Source organism: Enterobacter sp. C3_dUdeg (assembly GCF_057536195.1).
In genome coordinates this window covers 278,143-294,973 of sequence record NZ_BAAKFX010000004.1, presented here as the reverse complement: position 1 = coordinate 294,973, position 16,831 = coordinate 278,143, and the positions used below count along the sequence as shown (strand labels likewise).

Annotated in this window: 16 protein-coding genes; 3 read left to right on the top strand and 13 right to left on the bottom strand. The window is 53.7% G+C overall.

Going from position 1 to position 16,831, the window contains the following annotated elements:
* Positions 1-16: 16 nt before the first annotated feature.
* The 3 genes from AC27FC_RS13440 to AC27FC_RS13430 form a co-directional block, all read right to left on the bottom strand.
* On the bottom strand, positions 17-2,560 hold the full coding sequence (locus AC27FC_RS13440) for a fimbria/pilus outer membrane usher protein (RefSeq protein WP_143347355.1): 2,544 nt from the start codon (positions 2,558-2,560) through the stop codon (positions 17-19).
* Between the two features lie 25 nt (positions 2,561-2,585).
* Positions 2,586-3,260, bottom strand: a complete 675-nt coding sequence (locus AC27FC_RS13435) for a fimbrial biogenesis chaperone (protein ID WP_143347354.1) — start codon at positions 3,258-3,260, stop codon at positions 2,586-2,588.
* A 68-nt stretch (positions 3,261-3,328) separates the two neighbouring features.
* On the bottom strand, positions 3,329-3,865 hold the full coding sequence (locus AC27FC_RS13430; protein ID WP_029739812.1) for a fimbrial protein: 537 nt from the start codon (positions 3,863-3,865) through the stop codon (positions 3,329-3,331).
* A 266-nt stretch (positions 3,866-4,131) separates the two neighbouring features.
* On the opposite strand from AC27FC_RS13430, the gene ybiB reads away from it, so the two are divergent.
* Positions 4,132-5,094 carry a DNA-binding protein YbiB gene (ybiB, locus tag AC27FC_RS13425; protein WP_196354687.1) on the top strand — a complete coding sequence of 321 codons (963 nt, stop codon included), beginning with the start codon at positions 4,132-4,134 and terminating at the stop codon, positions 5,092-5,094.
* A 116-nt stretch (positions 5,095-5,210) separates the two neighbouring features.
* Here the strand turns inward: ybiB and ybiJ are convergent, their stop codons facing one another.
* The 3 genes from ybiJ to mcbA form a co-directional block, all read right to left on the bottom strand.
* Positions 5,211-5,471 (bottom strand): DUF1471 family protein YbiJ, encoded by a 261-nt coding sequence (gene ybiJ, locus AC27FC_RS13420; protein WP_023310874.1) that lies wholly within the window; start codon positions 5,469-5,471, stop codon positions 5,211-5,213.
* A 285-nt stretch (positions 5,472-5,756) separates the two neighbouring features.
* Complete coding sequence (locus AC27FC_RS13415; RefSeq protein ID WP_196354686.1) at positions 5,757-6,023, bottom strand: DksA/TraR family C4-type zinc finger protein; 267 nt, start codon at positions 6,021-6,023, stop codon at positions 5,757-5,759.
* A 122-nt stretch (positions 6,024-6,145) separates the two neighbouring features.
* Positions 6,146-6,412 carry a DUF1471 family periplasmic protein McbA gene (gene mcbA / locus AC27FC_RS13410; protein WP_032661263.1) on the bottom strand — a complete coding sequence of 89 codons (267 nt, stop codon included), beginning with the start codon at positions 6,410-6,412 and terminating at the stop codon, positions 6,146-6,148.
* A gap of 243 nt (positions 6,413-6,655) precedes the next feature.
* Between mcbA and rlmF the strand changes: the two genes are divergently transcribed.
* Entirely contained in the window at positions 6,656-7,567 is a 912-nt protein-coding gene (rlmF, locus tag AC27FC_RS13405; RefSeq protein WP_048976788.1) for a 23S rRNA (adenine(1618)-N(6))-methyltransferase RlmF, read from the top strand.
* A gap of 46 nt (positions 7,568-7,613) precedes the next feature.
* On the opposite strand, the gene ybiO is transcribed toward rlmF, so the two are convergent.
* The 6 genes from ybiO to rhtA all read right to left on the bottom strand — a co-directional run bounded on the left by ybiO (position 7,614) and on the right by rhtA (position 14,211).
* On the bottom strand, positions 7,614-9,827 hold the full coding sequence (gene ybiO / locus AC27FC_RS13400; protein ID WP_182071419.1) for a mechanosensitive channel protein: 2,214 nt from the start codon (positions 9,825-9,827) through the stop codon (positions 7,614-7,616).
* A gap of 124 nt (positions 9,828-9,951) precedes the next feature.
* Positions 9,952-10,674 carry a glutamine ABC transporter ATP-binding protein GlnQ gene (glnQ, locus tag AC27FC_RS13395; RefSeq protein WP_032641580.1) on the bottom strand — a complete coding sequence of 241 codons (723 nt, stop codon included), beginning with the start codon at positions 10,672-10,674 and terminating at the stop codon, positions 9,952-9,954.
* Positions 10,671-11,330, bottom strand: a complete 660-nt coding sequence (gene glnP, locus AC27FC_RS13390; RefSeq protein WP_003858462.1) for a glutamine ABC transporter permease GlnP — start codon at positions 11,328-11,330, stop codon at positions 10,671-10,673. The genes glnQ and glnP overlap by 4 nt, the downstream gene beginning before the upstream one ends.
* Before the next feature lie 84 nt (positions 11,331-11,414).
* Positions 11,415-12,158, bottom strand: a complete 744-nt coding sequence (gene glnH, locus AC27FC_RS13385; protein WP_033144999.1) for a glutamine ABC transporter substrate-binding protein GlnH — start codon at positions 12,156-12,158, stop codon at positions 11,415-11,417.
* A 362-nt stretch (positions 12,159-12,520) separates the two neighbouring features.
* A complete protein-coding gene (gene dps, locus AC27FC_RS13380) occupies positions 12,521-13,024 on the bottom strand; it encodes a DNA starvation/stationary phase protection protein Dps (protein WP_010428924.1) in 504 nt (167 codons plus the stop codon).
* 299 nt (positions 13,025-13,323) lie between these two features.
* On the bottom strand, positions 13,324-14,211 hold the full coding sequence (gene rhtA / locus AC27FC_RS13375) for a threonine/homoserine exporter RhtA (protein WP_023334998.1): 888 nt from the start codon (positions 14,209-14,211) through the stop codon (positions 13,324-13,326).
* A gap of 354 nt (positions 14,212-14,565) precedes the next feature.
* Here rhtA and ompX point away from each other — a divergent pair, with 354 nt between their 5' ends.
* Positions 14,566-15,084 (top strand): outer membrane protein OmpX, encoded by a 519-nt coding sequence (ompX, locus tag AC27FC_RS13370; RefSeq protein WP_023310884.1) that lies wholly within the window; start codon positions 14,566-14,568, stop codon positions 15,082-15,084.
* Positions 15,085-15,240: 156 nt separating this feature from the next.
* On the opposite strand, the gene AC27FC_RS13365 is transcribed toward ompX, so the two are convergent.
* A complete protein-coding gene (locus AC27FC_RS13365; protein ID WP_064672137.1) occupies positions 15,241-16,824 on the bottom strand; it encodes a phosphoethanolamine transferase in 1,584 nt (527 codons plus the stop codon).
* Between the last annotated feature and the right edge of the window lie 7 nt (positions 16,825-16,831).

Below are 16,831 nucleotides of genomic sequence, written 5' to 3'. Positions count from 1 at the left end.
ATCGGTCCGGTGTTAATCAGTGACACTGCGCGGCAGCGTTAATAATGTTGGTGTCATCCTTCTCTTGCGTCAGGGCGTAATCGGCGACGCAATGCTCGCTCGCCTCCTTGCCCCACGAAACGAAAAGGCGTCCTTGCTGCGGCAGTCCGGTGAGATACACCAGGCCGTCGTTACCGACGATAAATTCGCTGCTCTTGTCTTCCGTGGTGACCGTTGCGCCAAAGGGCAGCGGTTTGTCTTTCCAGGCCAGCGTCATTAAGACGCGGTTGCCCACGCGAGTATCGAAGCTGGCGCGAACTATCGCGCCGCGCGTTGGTGTCACCGTCTGCGAGGCGTGTGTCACGTCGGCATCGTCTGGCAGCGTCTCGGTATCCAGCGAAATTGGGTTGTGACGCCACGGAGTGACAAAGGGCACCAGCGTATAGCCGCGATAGTCCGTTTCCACGCCCGTCTGGTTGGCAACGTGCGTGCCGTGCGTTCCCGGCGCTTTAATCAGCACCACGGTTTCGCCCAAGGTCTGACCAAAGGTGACGCCGTCAGAGTGGGCGACGATGCCGCCCTGGATCCCGGCGTTCACGGTGTACTGATGGCTGTCCTGGCTTACGCCGCCGCGCACTTCACCGTAGGTGCCTTTGTAATCCGCATTCATACTGGTGGAGGTGTTGTTATTAGCGCTGTCCAGTCCCTGCTGAACGTTCCAGCTCAGCTTGTCTCCCTCCAGCGCGGTACCATTCAGGCCCAGGTTGTGGGTGGTGCCGTCTTTACCGTTGTTCAGGCTGTAGTTTGCCCAGGTGTTAGGCAGCCAGCGGTCGAGCGGAACCGACACGTTAAGGCCGATTTGTCGGTCATAGCTGATGGATTTACCGTCTTCGTCCGTGTCGTCGCTGTTTTTATTGATGCTGTAGCTCAGGCTATAGCTCACGCCGTGCCAGCTATTGTTGTAGTTAACGCTCAGGGAGGTCATATCCTGACGCTGGCTCCAGTAACTCTCTTTCACCAGGCTTAGCGTCACCGAACCCCACTTGTCGCCCAGCGTCTGGTCGACGGTGGCCTCCGCCCGTGCGCGGCGCTGCTGTGGAGCGGACCAGTCGTTTGCACTGGTCCAGGACTCCATGGTGTCCTGCAGGGTGTAAAAGCCTTTGCTGTTGTAGCGATAACCCGCCAGCGAAAAGTGAGTGCCGGTCGCGATAAAATTTTTGCTGTAGCGCAGACGAAGGGATTGCCCTTTGCTGGTTTTGCGCTTTTTCAGTAACGCTTTGGCGCGGGTAACGTCTACGGAGAACGCGCCGAGGTCTCCAACGTTTTTCCCTGCGCCGAGCGCAGCGGAGTGGTAATGCGAACTCTGCTGAGTACCGCCGTAAACGGTGACGCCGTGTGGCAGGCCATAGATGGCGCTGCCCTGGGCGAAAGGGGTCTTCTCAACCTCTTTATCATATGAACGGTAGCGCCCTGCAGCGACGCTGTACTTGAGGTGTTTTTCCCGCTGCAGCACCGGCACGGAGGCAAACGGCACCACGAAATGACTCTCGCTGCCGTCGGTCTCTTTTACCGTGACGTTCAGATCGCCGCTGCTGCCGGTGGGGTAGAGATCGTTAATCTCAAACGCGCCGGGGGCGACGGTGTTTTGGTAGATAACGTAGCCATTCTGGCGAACCACCACCTGGGCGTTACTGTGCGCCGTACCGCGTACCACCGGGGCATACCCGCGCTCGCTGTCCGGCAGCATGTCGCTTTCGGTAGCCAGCTGCGCGCCAGTGTAAGAGACACTGTCGAAAACGTCGGCCTGGGTGCTGCTCTGTCCCACGGTCAGCTCGCTCTTCAGCCCCACGATATCGCGCTGGGCATAGGTATAGACCGGGGTCAGCTTGCCGTCGCCCTGACCGCCATCCGAATTGTGGTTCCAGGTGCTGTAATTTCGCACGCGCCAGGCACCGGTGTTAAAACCGGGGCGCAGGTTAATAAACTGGCTGCTGTTGTCCGCTTTTCCATGCTGGCGGGCGTGGCTTTGGCTGGCGTTAACGCTATAGTTCAGGATGCCCGCGGTGATCCCTTCGTCATACTCTTTCGGATCGATGTAGCCGCGAGGCACCTGGCCCAGCGCCGACTGGGGAATACTCAGCAGTAGTTGCTGGTTTTTGATGCGGAAAGTCGCCGAGGCCGAAGGGATGGCGCTGAGATCCGCGCATTCCCCTTTTGCCGCCAGCTTTGGATAATCTTTGGTTTTGATGCCCAGATGCGTTAATTCATCCAGACTCAGGCATGGCTGCAGGGAATCATCTCCCTGCGCATCTTTTTGTAATGTAAAAAGGACGTCACGGGTGTCGATTTTATTGTTATTGACGAACATCGTGACCTGATATTTACCTGGCGCCTGACCGGGACCGTTTTCATAAACAGAGAGATCGGTCTTTGCCTGCTCTGGATTATCAATATCCAGCAGGGCAGGGTTAAAATAATCATTAGCGTGGGCCTGCAGCGCGCAGCATGTCACCGCTATCCCACAAAAAGTGGGCAGCATTTCACGCAGTCGACGTAATAGCGGCTTAGTTGTGCTGTACATGATTATCCAGGCGTTGAATAGAGTATTAACGAACGGATGCAGACCAGGTTTTACTGATGCTTCCGTAATCGTTAATGACCGACCAGCTTACGGTGTTACCGCTCATATTTGCCGGAAGGGCAAAGCGGGTAGAGGTATCTGGCACAGCCCAGGTAGCTTTTGCCACTTTTTGGCCGTTCAGCGTTACGCTCTGGAAATTCATATAGAAAGGCGTGGGGTTGTTTACCACCAGATCATTGCCTTCGCGGTGCCATTCTAGTTTATCAGCCACTGCTTCAGGTTTGCCTTTAATCGATGCAGGGCGATACAGCAATTTAATACGGGTATTAATGGCTATTTGTAATGTATTAACGCCCTCTTCATGGCTTGAAGAAGGAATGGCTTTAATATTTAACCAGTATAACGACTCGCGATCTTCTGGCATATTTCCGCCGGTGCGCACCACGCGCAGCACGTTATCTTCTTTAGCGTTCAGACGGAACAGAGGCGGGGTAATCAGAAATGGCGCTTTACCGCCTTTTTTCAAACCGGTATCCACCCAGGACTGTACCAGATAGTTAATATCATCCGGATTGGAAATCCCAATCGAAGACTCTTTGTTCTCTCCCTGATAAACCAGTCGGGTGCCATTAATAATCACACCTGCGTGGGCTGTTACTGCAGTCAGTAAAAGTGCGCTTAATAAATAACTGTGTCGCATAAATCTGTCTCAAAGAAAGAGGAGATATTAACCTTCGCGTGAAGGCGAATATCTCCTTATTGAACGTGTCAGTTATAAATAACTGTAAAAGTAGACGCTGAGTTAGCCTGGCCGGCAGTGATCGATGCCTGAGTCTGTATATAACGTGCGCCAAACTCCAGATTATTTACCGTCGTGCCAGCAGCTAAAGGATACTGCTTTGAAGGCGTATATAAACTGACGGGCTGTTCGGAAGAATCAACCAGCTGAATCGCCACGCCAGTTGCCGTCGTCGCACCCGGGGTCAAGGCCAGCGTGGTGTTATTATCCGCATCTGGCGTACCGCCGAAGTTGATGGCTGCAGATGTGACCGTTTCCGGGCAGTTTTTTAACTGAATATCAAATTTCGTTAAGGTGCTGGTAGAGCCTGCGCCGGTAAACGCTGTTTTGGAGACTTTGCCCAGCGCAACATTCAGCGGACTGCTTAAGCCGTTAACCACCTGACAGGCGGAATCGATAATTTCACCTGTGAAGTTAATTTGCCCTTCACCGGTGGATGCTGCGAAAGAAGATGCAGAGCATCCCAAAGCGGCAGCAATGAATATACCTAAAGTGACTTTTTTCATATTTAAACCTGTATGTTTCTCCTTTCGACATCTGCATCCCGCATTATTCGAAGTTATGTCTCAACTACTCACCGCTGGCTATTTAATCAGATAATTCAGGCCGGGAAAGGTCCCGCGCGGCTTCCAAATAATTCAATTAATTCTTGAAAAATAATTTTTCTTACTAAAACAACTGATTATAAAAAACCGCAGAGTGGGCAAAAAAACTAACAGCGGAGTCATCATCAGGGCTATATTGTTGATAACCTGCTGTAAGGAGAAATGTCGTGGATTATCGTAAAATTATCAAAGAGGTAGGCAGAGGCAAAAACCACGCCCGCGATCTGGACCTTGAAACCGCGCGTGCGCTTTATACCCGCATGCTTAACGGCGAGGTACCGGAGCTGGAGCTGGGCGGTATTCTTATTGCGCTGCGTATCAAAGGCGAAGGTGAAGCGGAGATGCGCGGTTTCTATGATGCCATGCAGGCGCAAACGCTGCGCTTAACGCCGCCGGTGGCGAAACCGATGCCGATTGTGATCCCGAGCTATAACGGCGCGCGCAAGCAGGCAAACTTAACCCCGCTGCTCGCTATCCTGTTACACAAGCTGGGGTTCCCGGTGGTGGTGCACGGCGTTAGCGAAGATCCCACTCGCGTGCTGACGGAGACCATTTTCGGGATGCTGGGCATCGAGCCAACGCGTCATGCCGGCCAGGCGCAGGCGAAGCTGGATGGTCATCAGCCTGTTTATATCCCGGTCGGCACGCTCTGCCCGCCGCTGGAAAAGCAGCTCGATATGCGCTGGCGCATGGGCGTGCGCAACAGCGCACACACGCTGGCGAAACTGGCCACGCCGTTTGGTGAAGATGCCGCCCTGCGTCTTTCCAGCGTCTCGCACCCGGAATACGTGGCGCGCGTGGGGCAGTTCTTTGAGGCAATTGGCGCAAGGGCGTTGCTGATGCACGGAACGGAAGGAGAGGTTTATGCGAACCCGCAGCGCTGCCCGCAGGTGATGCTGATTGATTCTGCAGGCACGCGCGCCATTCTTGAGCGCGGGGAAGAGAATACCGGTGTGATACTGCCTGAGGCAAAAGATCCCCATACTACAGCCCACTGGATTGAGCAGTGCCTTGCCGGAAATGTTCCTGTTCCGCATTCGATCAAGCTGCAGATGGCCTGCTGTTTGCTGGCTACCGGAGAAGTGGAATCCGTTCAGGCCGGGCTTGAACGCGTGGCGCAGGCGTTTTAGACAAAAAAAAGCCCGTCCAGTGGCGGACGGGCAAGCAAGGGTAACAACAACAGGGTCAATGAGGGTGGAGCAGCTCACCAGAGGGTATGGCGAGGGTACAGCATTCATTCAGTCGATTATTTGTAGATAACCGCGGTACCGCTCAGCTTGTTATTGCCGTTAGCGGAAGTAATGGTGTATCCGCTTGCACCGGCAGCAGCGGCTTTCTCAGCCAGTTTGGCTTCCAGACCGTCCAGGGTGGTGGCGCCATCAGCACTGACCACACCAACTTTGTTCATGTTCTGTGCCTGAGTAGAAGAGACAGGCTCTACGGCGAAAGCGCCGAAAGACAGAGCGGACAGGGCAACAGCAGCTACAGCATATTTGATGGTTTTCATAATTAATCTCTCGCAGGTGTTTCTGTTAAGGGGACGATGTTCCGTCGATGTGATAAGTATCACGGTTTTTTACGAGAGATAAAATCGAAGAGAATTGACGTGGTTGCTCAAAAAAATTGAATGACAAATAACTTATTGAATATTAATAAATTCAAAGCACCCCTTTACACTTCTTGCGGATGCGCTTTACAGAAGCGATACGAAGGGCACGTTTTGCTACGCGTCTGGCTAAAAACCGTGAGCGTAAAGGAACGTGCAGGCTCGGTTAGCCTGGGTAAAGCAAAGTCAACGTAACTGGCTGTCTTTCGAACCTCTGCGATTATATCCCGAGCGTGATGCATTTTTTGAATCTTTATGCTGCTGGCAGGCAATGCAAAGCCGTACGCCGGGAATGGCTTTTCGGCGCGCCTCCGGGATAGGTTCTCCGCATTCTTCGCATTCCGTTAAGCTCTCGCCGCGCGGAATTTCACCGCGGGCACGCGCAACCGCATCTTCAATTGTACTGTTGATCTGTTCGTTAACAGCGTCGTCATTTGCCCAGCCGGAAGCCATAGCGTCCTCCTGAAATCGGTTTAGGCCATACGTTTACTATGGGGTTAAAAAATGAACAATCAAGGCGAAGGGAGAAGAGAACTGCACCCGTTGGGCAGATGCAGTCTTGTGGAAGAGACAGGTTATTTATAGATAGTCGCAGTGCCGTACATATGGTTATCTCCGCCAGCGGAGTTCACCACGAATCCTTTTGCACCTTCCTGACGGGCTTTTTCGGCGAGTTTAGCCTGTAGGTCGTCAAGGTTACTGGCACGGCTTACCGAAACGGTGCCCGCAGGGCGTAGCTGGCTGGTGTCAGTACTCTGGGTCAGCGACTGGACGGCCATGGCAGAGAAGGACGCGGTCGCCAGGGCGGCTGCGATAACAGCAAGGGTCAGGTACTTTTTCATAATCACATCCTCATGAGGAAACAACAGGTGATTCCCTTTAAGTTTAGAAGCCTGACGAGTGTGACTTAGCGCAAATATTTGATGATGATCTGCTTATTTTTTGAACGATATAAATTGACAATTCGCTGACGGATCATAGACATAAAGGTGTTTGATTTATGGCTATTTTTTGAACGCCGCAGAGAAAGATTTACCGTTGGGCCAGCAAAGGGTATCTTACGCCGCTGTTTAAAGGAGAATGCCATGACTGCCCAAAAGCCGGGATTGCACCCGCGAAATCGCCACCGCAGCCGCTACGACATGAACGCGTTATGCCTGAGCTGCCCGCCGCTGCAGGACTATCTTGTTCAGACCCCAGCGGGTGAGCCTTCGGTCAACTTTGCCGACCCGCAGGCGGTTAAAATGCTGAACAAAGCCCTGCTGGCGCATTTTTACGGTGTGGCTCACTGGGATATTCCGGAAGGCTTTCTCTGTCCACCCGTGCCGGGCCGCGCGGATTACGTTCATCACCTTGCCGACCTTCTTGCCGAAGGCAATGAGGGTGTCGTTCCACAGCAGGCCACCATTCTGGATATTGGCACCGGGGCGAACCTGATTTACCCGCTGATCGGGGCGCATGAATATCAGTGGCGCTTTACCGGAAGCGAAATCGGTGACGAGGCCTTTGCCAGCGCCCAGGCGATTATCAGCGCTAACCCGGGATTAAGCCGCGCCATTCGCCTGCGTCGTCAGAAAGACGCGGCGTCGATCTTCAACGGCATTATTCACAAAAATGAAAGCTATGACGCCACGATGTGCAACCCGCCGTTCCATGATTCGGCGGCATCGGCCCGTGCGGGCAGCGAGCGCAAGCGCCGTAACCTGGGTCAGGCTGAAGACGCCGCGCTGAACTTCGGCGGACAGCAGCAGGAGCTCTGGTGTGACGGGGGCGAAGTGGCGTTTATCCTGCGCATGATTGCGGAAAGTAAACAGTTTGGCCGTCAGGTGAAGTGGTTCACGACGCTGGTTTCCCGCGGGGATAACCTGCCGCCGCTCTACCGCGCGCTGACCGAAGCGGGCGCCGTAAAAGTGGTGAAAAAAGAGATGGCGCAGGGCCAGAAACAGAGTCGCTTTATCGCCTGGACGTTTATGGACAATAACAAACGTCGCAAATAGCACCCTGTCATAGGCCGGGTAAGGCGAAAGCCGCCACCCGGCTCGGTTACAGCGTCGGCTCCTGCGGCGGGAGCGGCGATGCGGGCGGCGGCAATACCTGATACGTCTGCACGGGCATCCGCACGTTCGCCATATCGAAGTGTTTTTTCACCATGCTGTCGAGGGCAAAGCGCACCGTCCACTGCTTCAGCGGCTGGGTGGTGAACGACACGCGCAGGGTAAACGCCGTGTTCGTCAGCCCGACGATGCCGGCAAATGACGGCTCTCCGATCACCAGCCCGCGAATATCCTCCATCCCCATCAGTTCTTCTACCGCATCGCGCAGCGCCTGCTTCGCTTTATCTGCATCCTCGTGGCGATCCACATCATAGTTCGCCACAACGGAACCAATCCCGCGCACAAAGTTGGCGAAGGTGGTGATCGAAGACCAGGGGATGATGTGGTAGGCCCCGGTGTCCTGACGCACGCCAACCGAACGGATGGACATCCTCTCCACGGTGCCGGTTAACGGCCCGATGGTCACCAGATCGCCCGTGTTCATCCCGTTCTCAAACTGGATAAAGATGCCGGTAATAATATCCTTCACCAGCGTTTGCGAACCGAAGGAGATGGCCAGCCCCAGGGCACCGGCACCCGCCAGCAGCGGGGCAATATTCACGCCGATTTCCGACAGCACAATCATAATGGTGATGGTGCTGATAATTACCGCCAGCGCGTTGCGGAACAGGGTTAACAACGTTCTTGCCCGGGCGCTGGGTAGGGGCCTGCCGTGAATATCCGATACCAGGCGGTTCTCAATAAGGCTCGCCAGCAGCGTCCAGCCGACGGCGGAGAAGAAGAGAATCAGCGCGATGCGAATCAGGATGTCGACCGTTTTTTCACCCGCACCGTTGTGCAGCCAGTTCCAGAAATCAAACAGGCTCCACGCATTCAGAAGCAGCATAATCGCCACGCAGACGGTGAGAATGCGCGCCACTTTGAGCGATACCGACATCCAGCCGTTTACCCGCTTTTGCAGTTCCGGGTAATTACGCTGCACCTGCGGCGACAGGGTGATGGTTTTCGAGATCCATCGCGACAGCAGCCCCGACACAAAGGCCGCGATGCCGATAATGGCCAGGCTTTTGAACGTCGCCCCCATCATAAATTTCAGACTATTGCCCGGGTCAAACAGCGAGAAGAAGCACAGCACGATGAAGTAAGCGCTTGCCAGCCAGTGCCACACCAGGGCGAACGCGCGAATAAAGAGGCTAAAGAACGAGAGGGAGCGATCGGCCAGATTCAGCAGGCTTTGGGTAATGGTTTTTTTATTGTGGAAGATCAGATACAGCGACCAGACGGTAATGCAGATCATGATTAGGACGTTTGCCAGCGCGCCAAACTGGACGTTCACCTGATTGGAGATGATCGGCACGGCAACCAGCAGGCCGTAGCCAATCAGCCCGCTGAGCACGCTCAGACGCAGCGCCCAGTACTTCGCGCTCGCATCCCGAATGGAGAAAGGCCGCAGCTCCGGCACGTGCGGACAAAAGAGTAACCGCAGCAGCGCCTTGAAGAACTCAATCAGGGCAAAGGCATTCAGGAAAAGCGACTGCTGGAAGGCGATGGTTTTGTTGCCTGCATTCAGCCTGTCGGCCAGCATCTGGCCTAAAAACAGCGTCAACGCCAGCAGCAGTAAATCGATGATAAACGCTGAGGCTATCATCAACGGCAGGTGCAGCCAGCTGCTTTTATGCTGATTCTTCCTGCGTCCCCATTGCCCCATTTTGCGGTACAGCGGCCACGCGCACAGACGCACCAGCCAGTAAAAAAGAAATACCGCACCCGCCAGCATCAGGAACTGCGTGGCGGCGGCGGTAAACGTTTGCGGGTTAAACGGCTTGTGCGGGGAGCCAATCAGGTTGCGGTAAAGCTGAGCGAAGCGTGAGGAGAGCGCTTCCCCATAGTGGCGGCTCACGTCGGTGACGTTTTCCAGCACCGTTTTTTGCTCCTCAACCTGCGGCGGGGTGAGGGTTGGCACCGACTCCTGCGGCGGCGTGGCGGCGGCTTTGCGCAGCTGGCCAATGAGCTCCTGCCGGGAGGTATCGTTTTCAAGGACGTCGGCAAGCGCACCGTAGGCGGCTTTTTTCTGTTCAACATCGGGTTCCGGAGGCGGCGTATTTTGCTGGGTCGCAGGGGTTCCGGTGGTCACGCCGGGGATCGCGACGGCGAACGAAGGCGCACTAAACAGGCTAATCAACAGCAGCAGGATCCACGGCACGGCGTCCTCCGGTGAAAATGTCGAACAAAATGATAAGTATAGAAGTCGAGACGAGGAGGGGGATTTTTGGGAACAATCTGGCGTAAAAAAGCCGGGCAAGCCCGGCTTAGCGTAAAGCGATGGATCAGGATACGTGCTGCAGGAACTCCTGCAAACGCTGGCTCGGCGGGTTCGCAATCAATTCCTGCGGGTTACCGTCTTCCGCGATACGGCCTTTATCAATAAAGATCAGGCGGGACGCCACTTTCTCGGCAAAGCCGATTTCGTGGGTTACGATAACCATCGTCATCCCTTCTTCCGCCAGATCCTGCATGACTTTCAGCACCTCGTGGCGCAGCTCCGGGTCGAGTGCGGACGTAGGCTCATCAAACAGCATCATTTTCGGTTTGACCGCCAGGGCGCGGGCAATCGCCACACGCTGCTGTTGACCGCCGGACAGCTCGGAAGGGAAGTGGTGCGCACGTTCTGCCAGGCCGACTTTCGCCAGCAGATCTTTTGCCAGCGCTTCTGCCGCCGCTTTGCTGGCACCGCGCACGCGCAGCGGGCCAAACATCACGTTTTCCAGCGCCGTGAGGTGCGGGAACAGGTAGAACTGCTGGAACACCATGCCCGCTTCCTGACGAATCAGACGGTCGTCCACTTTCGGGTCGTTTACCTTCAGGCCGTCGACGATCAGATCGCCGCTGGTGATCTCTTCCAGCTTGTTGATGCAGCGCAGCAGGGTGGATTTACCGGAGCCGGATGGCCCAATAATCACCACCACTTCACCCTGTTTGATGTTCAGATCGATATTGTGCAGCACCTGGGTTGGGCCAAAGTGCTTGGAAACGTTTTTAAATTCAATCACAGGATTTTCATCCTTCTTTCAAGACGACGCAGAACGAAGCTCAGAACCAGAGTAATGATCAGGTAGACAACGGCTACCGCACTCCAGATTTCCAGCGCGCGGAAGTTGCCAGCTATGATCTCCTGCCCCTGACGGGTCAGCTCTGCCACGCCGATAACAATGAACAGCGACGTATCTTTAATGCTGATGATCCACTGGTTACCGAGCGGCGGCAGCATGCGACGCAGCGCCAGCGGCAGAATAACGTGGCGGATCGTTTCGCGACGAGAAAGACCTAGCGCCAGACCGGCTTCACTGAAACCTTTATGAATCGACAGCACCGCACCGCGGGTGATTTCCGCAATGTAGGCGCCTGAGTTGATCATAATGGTGACGACGGCTGCGCTGAACGGGTCGATGCGCAGGTCGGTGAACGCCATAGGCAGGGCGAAGTAGATGAACATGACCTGCACGACAATTGGGGTGCCGCGGATCACTTCGATGAAAACAAGTGCGATGTGGTTTGCGATCCAGCCGCCGTAGGTGCGGGCGAAACCGGCGACAAGACCGATAATCAACCCACCAACCAGACCCAGGACCGAAATCCACAGGGTCATTTTAGCGCCTTCAAGCAAGAGTGGAATGGCAGGCCAGATGGCGCTCCAGTCAAACTGCATGATAATTTCCTGTTACTGTTACCGTGTTTCAAAAATAGCAGGGGCGAAAGGTCGCCCCCGAGTGAACGTCATTTTTACGTCTTATTATTTAGGCTCGGTACCGAACCATTTTTTGTAGATTTCGTTATAGGTGCCGTTCTCTTTCAGCGTTTTCAGCGCGCCGTTAACTTTCGTGCGCAGGTCGTCGCTGCCTTTCGGGAACGCGATACCGTACTGCTGTGCTTCCAGAGACTCGCCAACGGCTTTGAACTTGCCGTTACCGGCTGTCTTAATGAAGTACAGGATGTTAGGCGTGTCGTGCAGAACAGCGTCAGCACGGCTGGTGCCGAGTTCCATGTACGCGTTGTCGATGTTCGGGAACTGACGCAGGTCTTTGGTTTTGATATTTGCTTTCGCGTAATCAACAGAACCGGTGCCGCTCTTCACTGCCACCACTTTGCCGTCGAGATCTTTCACGCTTTTTACGTCGTTATTATCGGCTTTGACCATGACCAGCAGGCCGCTTTTGTAGTAGCCGTCAGAGAAGTCGATCGCTTTTTTACGTTCATCGGTAATGGTGATGCCTGCCAGCGCCAGATCAACGTTTTTGGTTTGCAGTGCCGGGATGATGCCGCTGAAGTCCATAGGCTTCAGGGTGTAATCCAGCTTGAGTTCTTTTGCGACAGCGGCCCACAGATCCACATCAAAACCAACGTATTTATCACCCTGTTTGAATTCAAACGGAACGAACGCCGTGTCGGTCGCCACAACCAGTTTGTCGGCAGCCTGAGAGGACACTGCAAAAGCCAGGGTAAGTGCAGCCAGTGAAACTTTTAATACAGACTTCATAGCATTTCCTTTTATATCCACGGGGCGATCCCCTGCGAGAACAGGTGGCACAATGAAAAAATCGTGCCAACTTTACAAGCTATTGTTTTGCAAAGGGGATGATGTCATGCATTGCACAATAAATGGGGCAATGAGGCTTTATTGCACCAAAGTGGAGCACCGTTTTGGTGCGCTTCGTTTGGCTCAACTGACGGGGAGATATTTAGCGTAAATTCTGACGAAAAAACAATCTTCCGTTAACGGTTGTGTGAGGTGATTATTACATTTCGTTCACTTTTGCAGGTGTGCAGACAAAAACTGTGCACCATAGATGTGCAAAACCCTCACCGGAGGGCGAGGGTTTGATAGAAAATTCGTATGAATTATTCGATGTTAGATTCGATAAACCACAGGAACTGGTCCAGGTCGCGGGAGGCGGCAGTGAAAATGTCTGCGGTATCTTCGTCTTTGGCTTCGCCGATCGCTTTGCGCACGTCATTGGCCACAATCGCGTAGCGGTCCGCCAGCTCTTTCAGGTGATCCTGAACGGTATGGATATCCAGCGGATAACTCTTCAGTGGCGTTTTGCTGTTGATCACCTGCGTGGTACCCAGCGCCACGCCGCCTAACTGAACGGCACGTTCAGCCATCGTATCGAGGTGGGTCACGAGTGCTGTGCGGAAGCCATCCAGCATTTCATGAACGGCAATAAAATTTGCACCGCGCATATTCCAGTGGGCCTGTTTGGTGATCAGCGAAAGATCGATGAACTGGATCACCTGGCGATTCAGCAACTCAATGGTCGCCTTTTTGTCGCTATCCGATACATCGTTACGGGTATAAAGCAGATTAGACGCTTTCGTTTTCACCAGTTTAGCGGTACTCATAATCTCATATCCTCTTGATGTTTATGTCCCAGGTAATTACGGAACTAAGTATAGCACCGGATTTTTTCTCTGCGGTTTGGCTGTGCCTATCGGTTTAATAGCGAGAAGTGGCTTGTGAATTTAATTCATTGAAATAAATGGGTATTTTTAAAATTGATACAGATCAATCTTAATTGCTGGATGGGGATGTAAACGCAGAGGGATATTTCGAAAATAGAACAAAGTGTGTAAGAAATTATAACGTCTGTCTTTCTGGCCTTTATTCTGCATGGCGTGGAAGCCATGCAGAATATATGGCCTTAGCTGATATCCACTTTCTCAACTTTAGGTTCCGGGCGCATGGTGAGCGTCGAGCCCATTGATGCCGCGATAATCGAGCAGAGCGCCAGCGTCTGCGTCAATGTCAGGGTTTCGCCGAGAAATACCATTCCAGAAATGGCGGCTAGCGCAGGCTCCATGCTCATCAGGGTGCCAAATATGCGCGTCGGCAGACGCGTAAGAGCAATCATCTCCAGAGAGTAGGGGAGTGCGGTAGAAAGAATCGCGACCGCCAGCCCGATGGGCATGACGGACCATTGCCAGATAGATTCGGTCGCCTGCGCCATGCCGATAGGCACGAAGACGATGGCTGCGATCAGGGAACCTAACGCGACGGTCGCCGGACCGTGCTCTTCTCCTGCACGCTGGCCCGTAAGTATATAGACGGCCCAGCAGGCGCCAGCACCCAGCGCCAGGGCTGCGCCCGTCAGATCGATCTCAGCGACGCTCTGGCCCAGCGGCAGCAGGAACCATAAGCCCAGAACGGCTAATACGACCCAGATAAAATCGACCGGACGTCGCGAGGAGAAAAGCGCCACCGCCAGCGGGCCGGTAAACTCCAGCGCGACGGCGATCCCCAGCGGTATCGTCTGAATAGAGAGGTAGAACAGATAGTTCATTGCCCCGAGGGAAAGTCCATAAAACAGCAGGGGTAAACGCTGCTCCTTTTTGAAGCGCAGACGCCAGGGTTTGAAAATGACCACCAGTATCGCCGTGCCCAGCACGATACGCAGGGCAGTCACGCCTGGCGCACCAACCAGCGGGAAAAGTGATTTTGCCAGCGAAGCACCGCTTTGAATGGACAACATGGCAATGAGTATGACTGCCACCGGCAACCAGACCGACGACGTGCGGGATAACCCAGGCATCCTTTCTCCTGTCAGCTTATGTCAAATGAGGTAAAGGTTGCAGTGTAAAGGAAATAAGCGGCAACGGTTGAGGCGCTGTTGAAAAAAAACCGTGTCAAATCCGTAAAATGGTTAAGCGCTGGTGGATTTATCGCCTGATAGATTAGGAATAATCTGGATGAATGTAACGGCGCGTACGCGCAATATGCGCATTTAGTAGTGAAAATTGCATGTGATTTGAAAGAGATAGCTGATGCTGGAAACGTTCTGTTACAGGAAAGGTTTCATTAGACATCACGAATCACAAAGAGTTTCGCAAATTTTTTTGATATATTTAAAACTTACGGACTTACTTGAAGCACATTTGAGGTGGTTATGAAAAAAATTGCATGTCTTTCAGCACTGGCCGCTGTACTGGCTGTTTCCGCAGGTACCGCTGTAGCTGCTACTTCTACTGTTACTGGTGGTTACGCTCAGAGCGACTATCAGGGCGTGATGAACAAAGCTAACGGTTTCAACCTGAAGTATCGCTACGAGCAGGACAACAACCCACTGGGCGTGATCGGTTCTTTCACCTACACCGAGAAAGATCGTTCTGAAAACGGCGCATACAACAAAGGCCAGTACTACGGTATCACCGCTGGTCCAGCTTACCGTCTGAATGACTGGGCGAGCATCTACGGTGTTGTAGGTGTTGGCTACGGTAAATTCCAGCAGACTGAAAACCAGAGCGAAAGCCGCACTGCAAGCAACAGCGACTATGGCTTCTCCTATGGCGCAGGCCTGCAGTTCAACCCAATCCAGGACGTTGCTCTGGACTTCTCCTATGAGCAGAGCCGTATCCGCAACGTTGACGTTGGCACCTGGATCGCGGGCGTAGGTTACCGCTTCTAATCACTCCGGTGAGCTAATAAAAAATCCGCCCAAGTGGCGGATTTTTTTTTGAAGGTAAAAGCAAAACGGCAACCCCAGGTTGCCGTTTTTAGTGTTTGTTCCCTCTCCCCGTGGGAGAGGGCCAGGGTGAGGGCATCAGTCCGCACGAGACGGCAATTACTTACTCTTAATATCGAAAATATCCGTACCCAGATGGTTGTAGTCAACTTTCTGTAACTTGAAGTTGGTAACGTACACTGGAGGAGCTTTCTTGTTAGAGACAAACGGGTAAGCCGTTTTTATCTGCTCGGCTGTAATCCCCGTCCACTGCGAGAAGAACTGCAGGAAATCATTTGCCGAACGGCGCGCTTTAATCACGCGATGCGTTTTATCGTCGCTCGACAGCACCATAAACGGCACCTGGAAGTTCTGCTGGAACTTGTCATCGTGCGCCAGGTACTGCACCTCTTTACCACGCTCTTTAAACGCCAGTCCGTGATCCGAGAAATAGACCATGGAGAAGCTGTCGCCCGTATTGCGCAGCTGATCGTACAGCTTGCTCAGCAGCTCATCGGTTTGCGTCATGGTGTAGAGATAGCAAGAGGTCTCTTTGGACTGCACGAACTCCGCGTACTTCCCGCCGGTGCGATCGCAGGCTTGCGGGTGCGACCCCATCAGGTGCAGGACGATCAGCTGAGGCTGGGTGCGCGGAGTGGCGAAAACCTGTGCCGTCATTTTCAACAGCGCTTCGTCTTTGGTGTTTTTGTCGGCTTCAAAGTCGCCGTTCTTCAGGAACTGCACTTCGTCGGCACGTTTGGCGATACTGGCGATGGCCGTATCGTATTCGCCAATTTGCCCCTGATTGGAGAACCACCAGGTCTGATAACCCGCGCGGTTTGCCAGGGTGACAAAATTATCCTGATACTGGGGTTTGCCGTCGACGACACGGTTTAGGGTCAGGCCGAGCGATTTCTGCGTCGAGCCGCTGGCCGCGACATAATCGGTAAACAGCGTGCCTTTAACCGAACTGGCAAACGGTGTGTTATCCCAGTGTCCGCCGAAGGCTCCCATTGCATCGCGACGGGCACTTTCGCCAATCACCACTACATAGGTATGATATTTTGGCTTAACGGCCAGCACGTTCCAGGTGTCTTTCATATTGGAAAGCTCAGCCATGCGCGCCTGCTCGTCGAGAACCTCTTTATTATTGACAACGACGTCCTTCACGAAGCGGAAAACCGGATAGCCGATATTGGTGAGCCTGAGCTTACCGTCCCAGGGAATATTCTGGATGGGAGCGACAAACGCCACGGCAACGCTGAACACCAGACAGAGTATTTCGATCTTACCCCAGGGTTTTTTCTCGCCCGGCTGACGGCGGATGGCGATAACGCCCAACGCGAAGATAAAGATCCCGACCACGTAGCTGTACCACGGGAAGATCGTCAGGATCTCCGTTGACTCTTCCATATTGGTCGAGTGCAGCGCCAGCAGGGTATTAAAGTTTGGCGCGCCGTAAGCCTGGCCAAACGGGAAATAGAGTGCAGCGACCAGCGAGCAGATCCCGATTAACGCTTTTTGCACGCGCGGTGCGGATCGCCACAGCACATGCAAAACGCAGGTGAACGCCACCGCGTAGAGCAAACTAAAGGGATAACCCAGCGCAAAGTTAATCAGTAATGACTGCAAAAAGTAAAAACCCGTCCACGGGCTTAAGGCCCGGCTGCGGGTCACAACGGTATCTATCAGGGTTACATTCATAGGTCAC

Excerpts from the sequence above, each read along its gene's own strand:
- glnH (WP_033144999.1), bottom strand. The coding sequence starts at position 12,158 with ATGAAGTCTGTATTAAAAGTTTCACTGGCTGCACTTACCCTGGCTTTT.
- mcbA (WP_032661263.1), bottom strand. The coding sequence starts at position 6,412 with ATGAAAAAGTACCTGACCCTTGCTGTTATCGCAGCCGCCCTGGCGACC.
- rhtA (WP_023334998.1), bottom strand. The coding sequence starts at position 14,211 with ATGCCTGGGTTATCCCGCACGTCGTCGGTCTGGTTGCCGGTGGCAGTC.
- AC27FC_RS13415 (WP_196354686.1), bottom strand. The coding sequence starts at position 6,023 with ATGGCTTCCGGCTGGGCAAATGACGACGCTGTTAACGAACAGATCAAC.
- AC27FC_RS13435 (WP_143347354.1), bottom strand. The coding sequence starts at position 3,260 with ATGCGACACAGTTATTTATTAAGCGCACTTTTACTGACTGCAGTAACA.
- ybiJ (WP_023310874.1), bottom strand. The coding sequence starts at position 5,471 with ATGAAAACCATCAAATATGCTGTAGCTGCTGTTGCCCTGTCCGCTCTG.
- AC27FC_RS13430 (WP_029739812.1), bottom strand. The coding sequence starts at position 3,865 with ATGAAAAAAGTCACTTTAGGTATATTCATTGCTGCCGCTTTGGGATGC.
- rlmF (WP_048976788.1), top strand. The coding sequence starts at position 6,656 with ATGACTGCCCAAAAGCCGGGATTGCACCCGCGAAATCGCCACCGCAGC.
- glnP (WP_003858462.1), bottom strand. The coding sequence starts at position 11,330 with ATGCAGTTTGACTGGAGCGCCATCTGGCCTGCCATTCCACTCTTGCTT.
- ompX (WP_023310884.1), top strand. The coding sequence starts at position 14,566 with ATGAAAAAAATTGCATGTCTTTCAGCACTGGCCGCTGTACTGGCTGTT.
- AC27FC_RS13440 (WP_143347355.1), bottom strand. The coding sequence starts at position 2,560 with ATGTACAGCACAACTAAGCCGCTATTACGTCGACTGCGTGAAATGCTG.
- dps (WP_010428924.1), bottom strand. The coding sequence starts at position 13,024 with ATGAGTACCGCTAAACTGGTGAAAACGAAAGCGTCTAATCTGCTTTAT.
- AC27FC_RS13365 (WP_064672137.1), bottom strand. The coding sequence starts at position 16,824 with ATGAATGTAACCCTGATAGATACCGTTGTGACCCGCAGCCGGGCCTTA.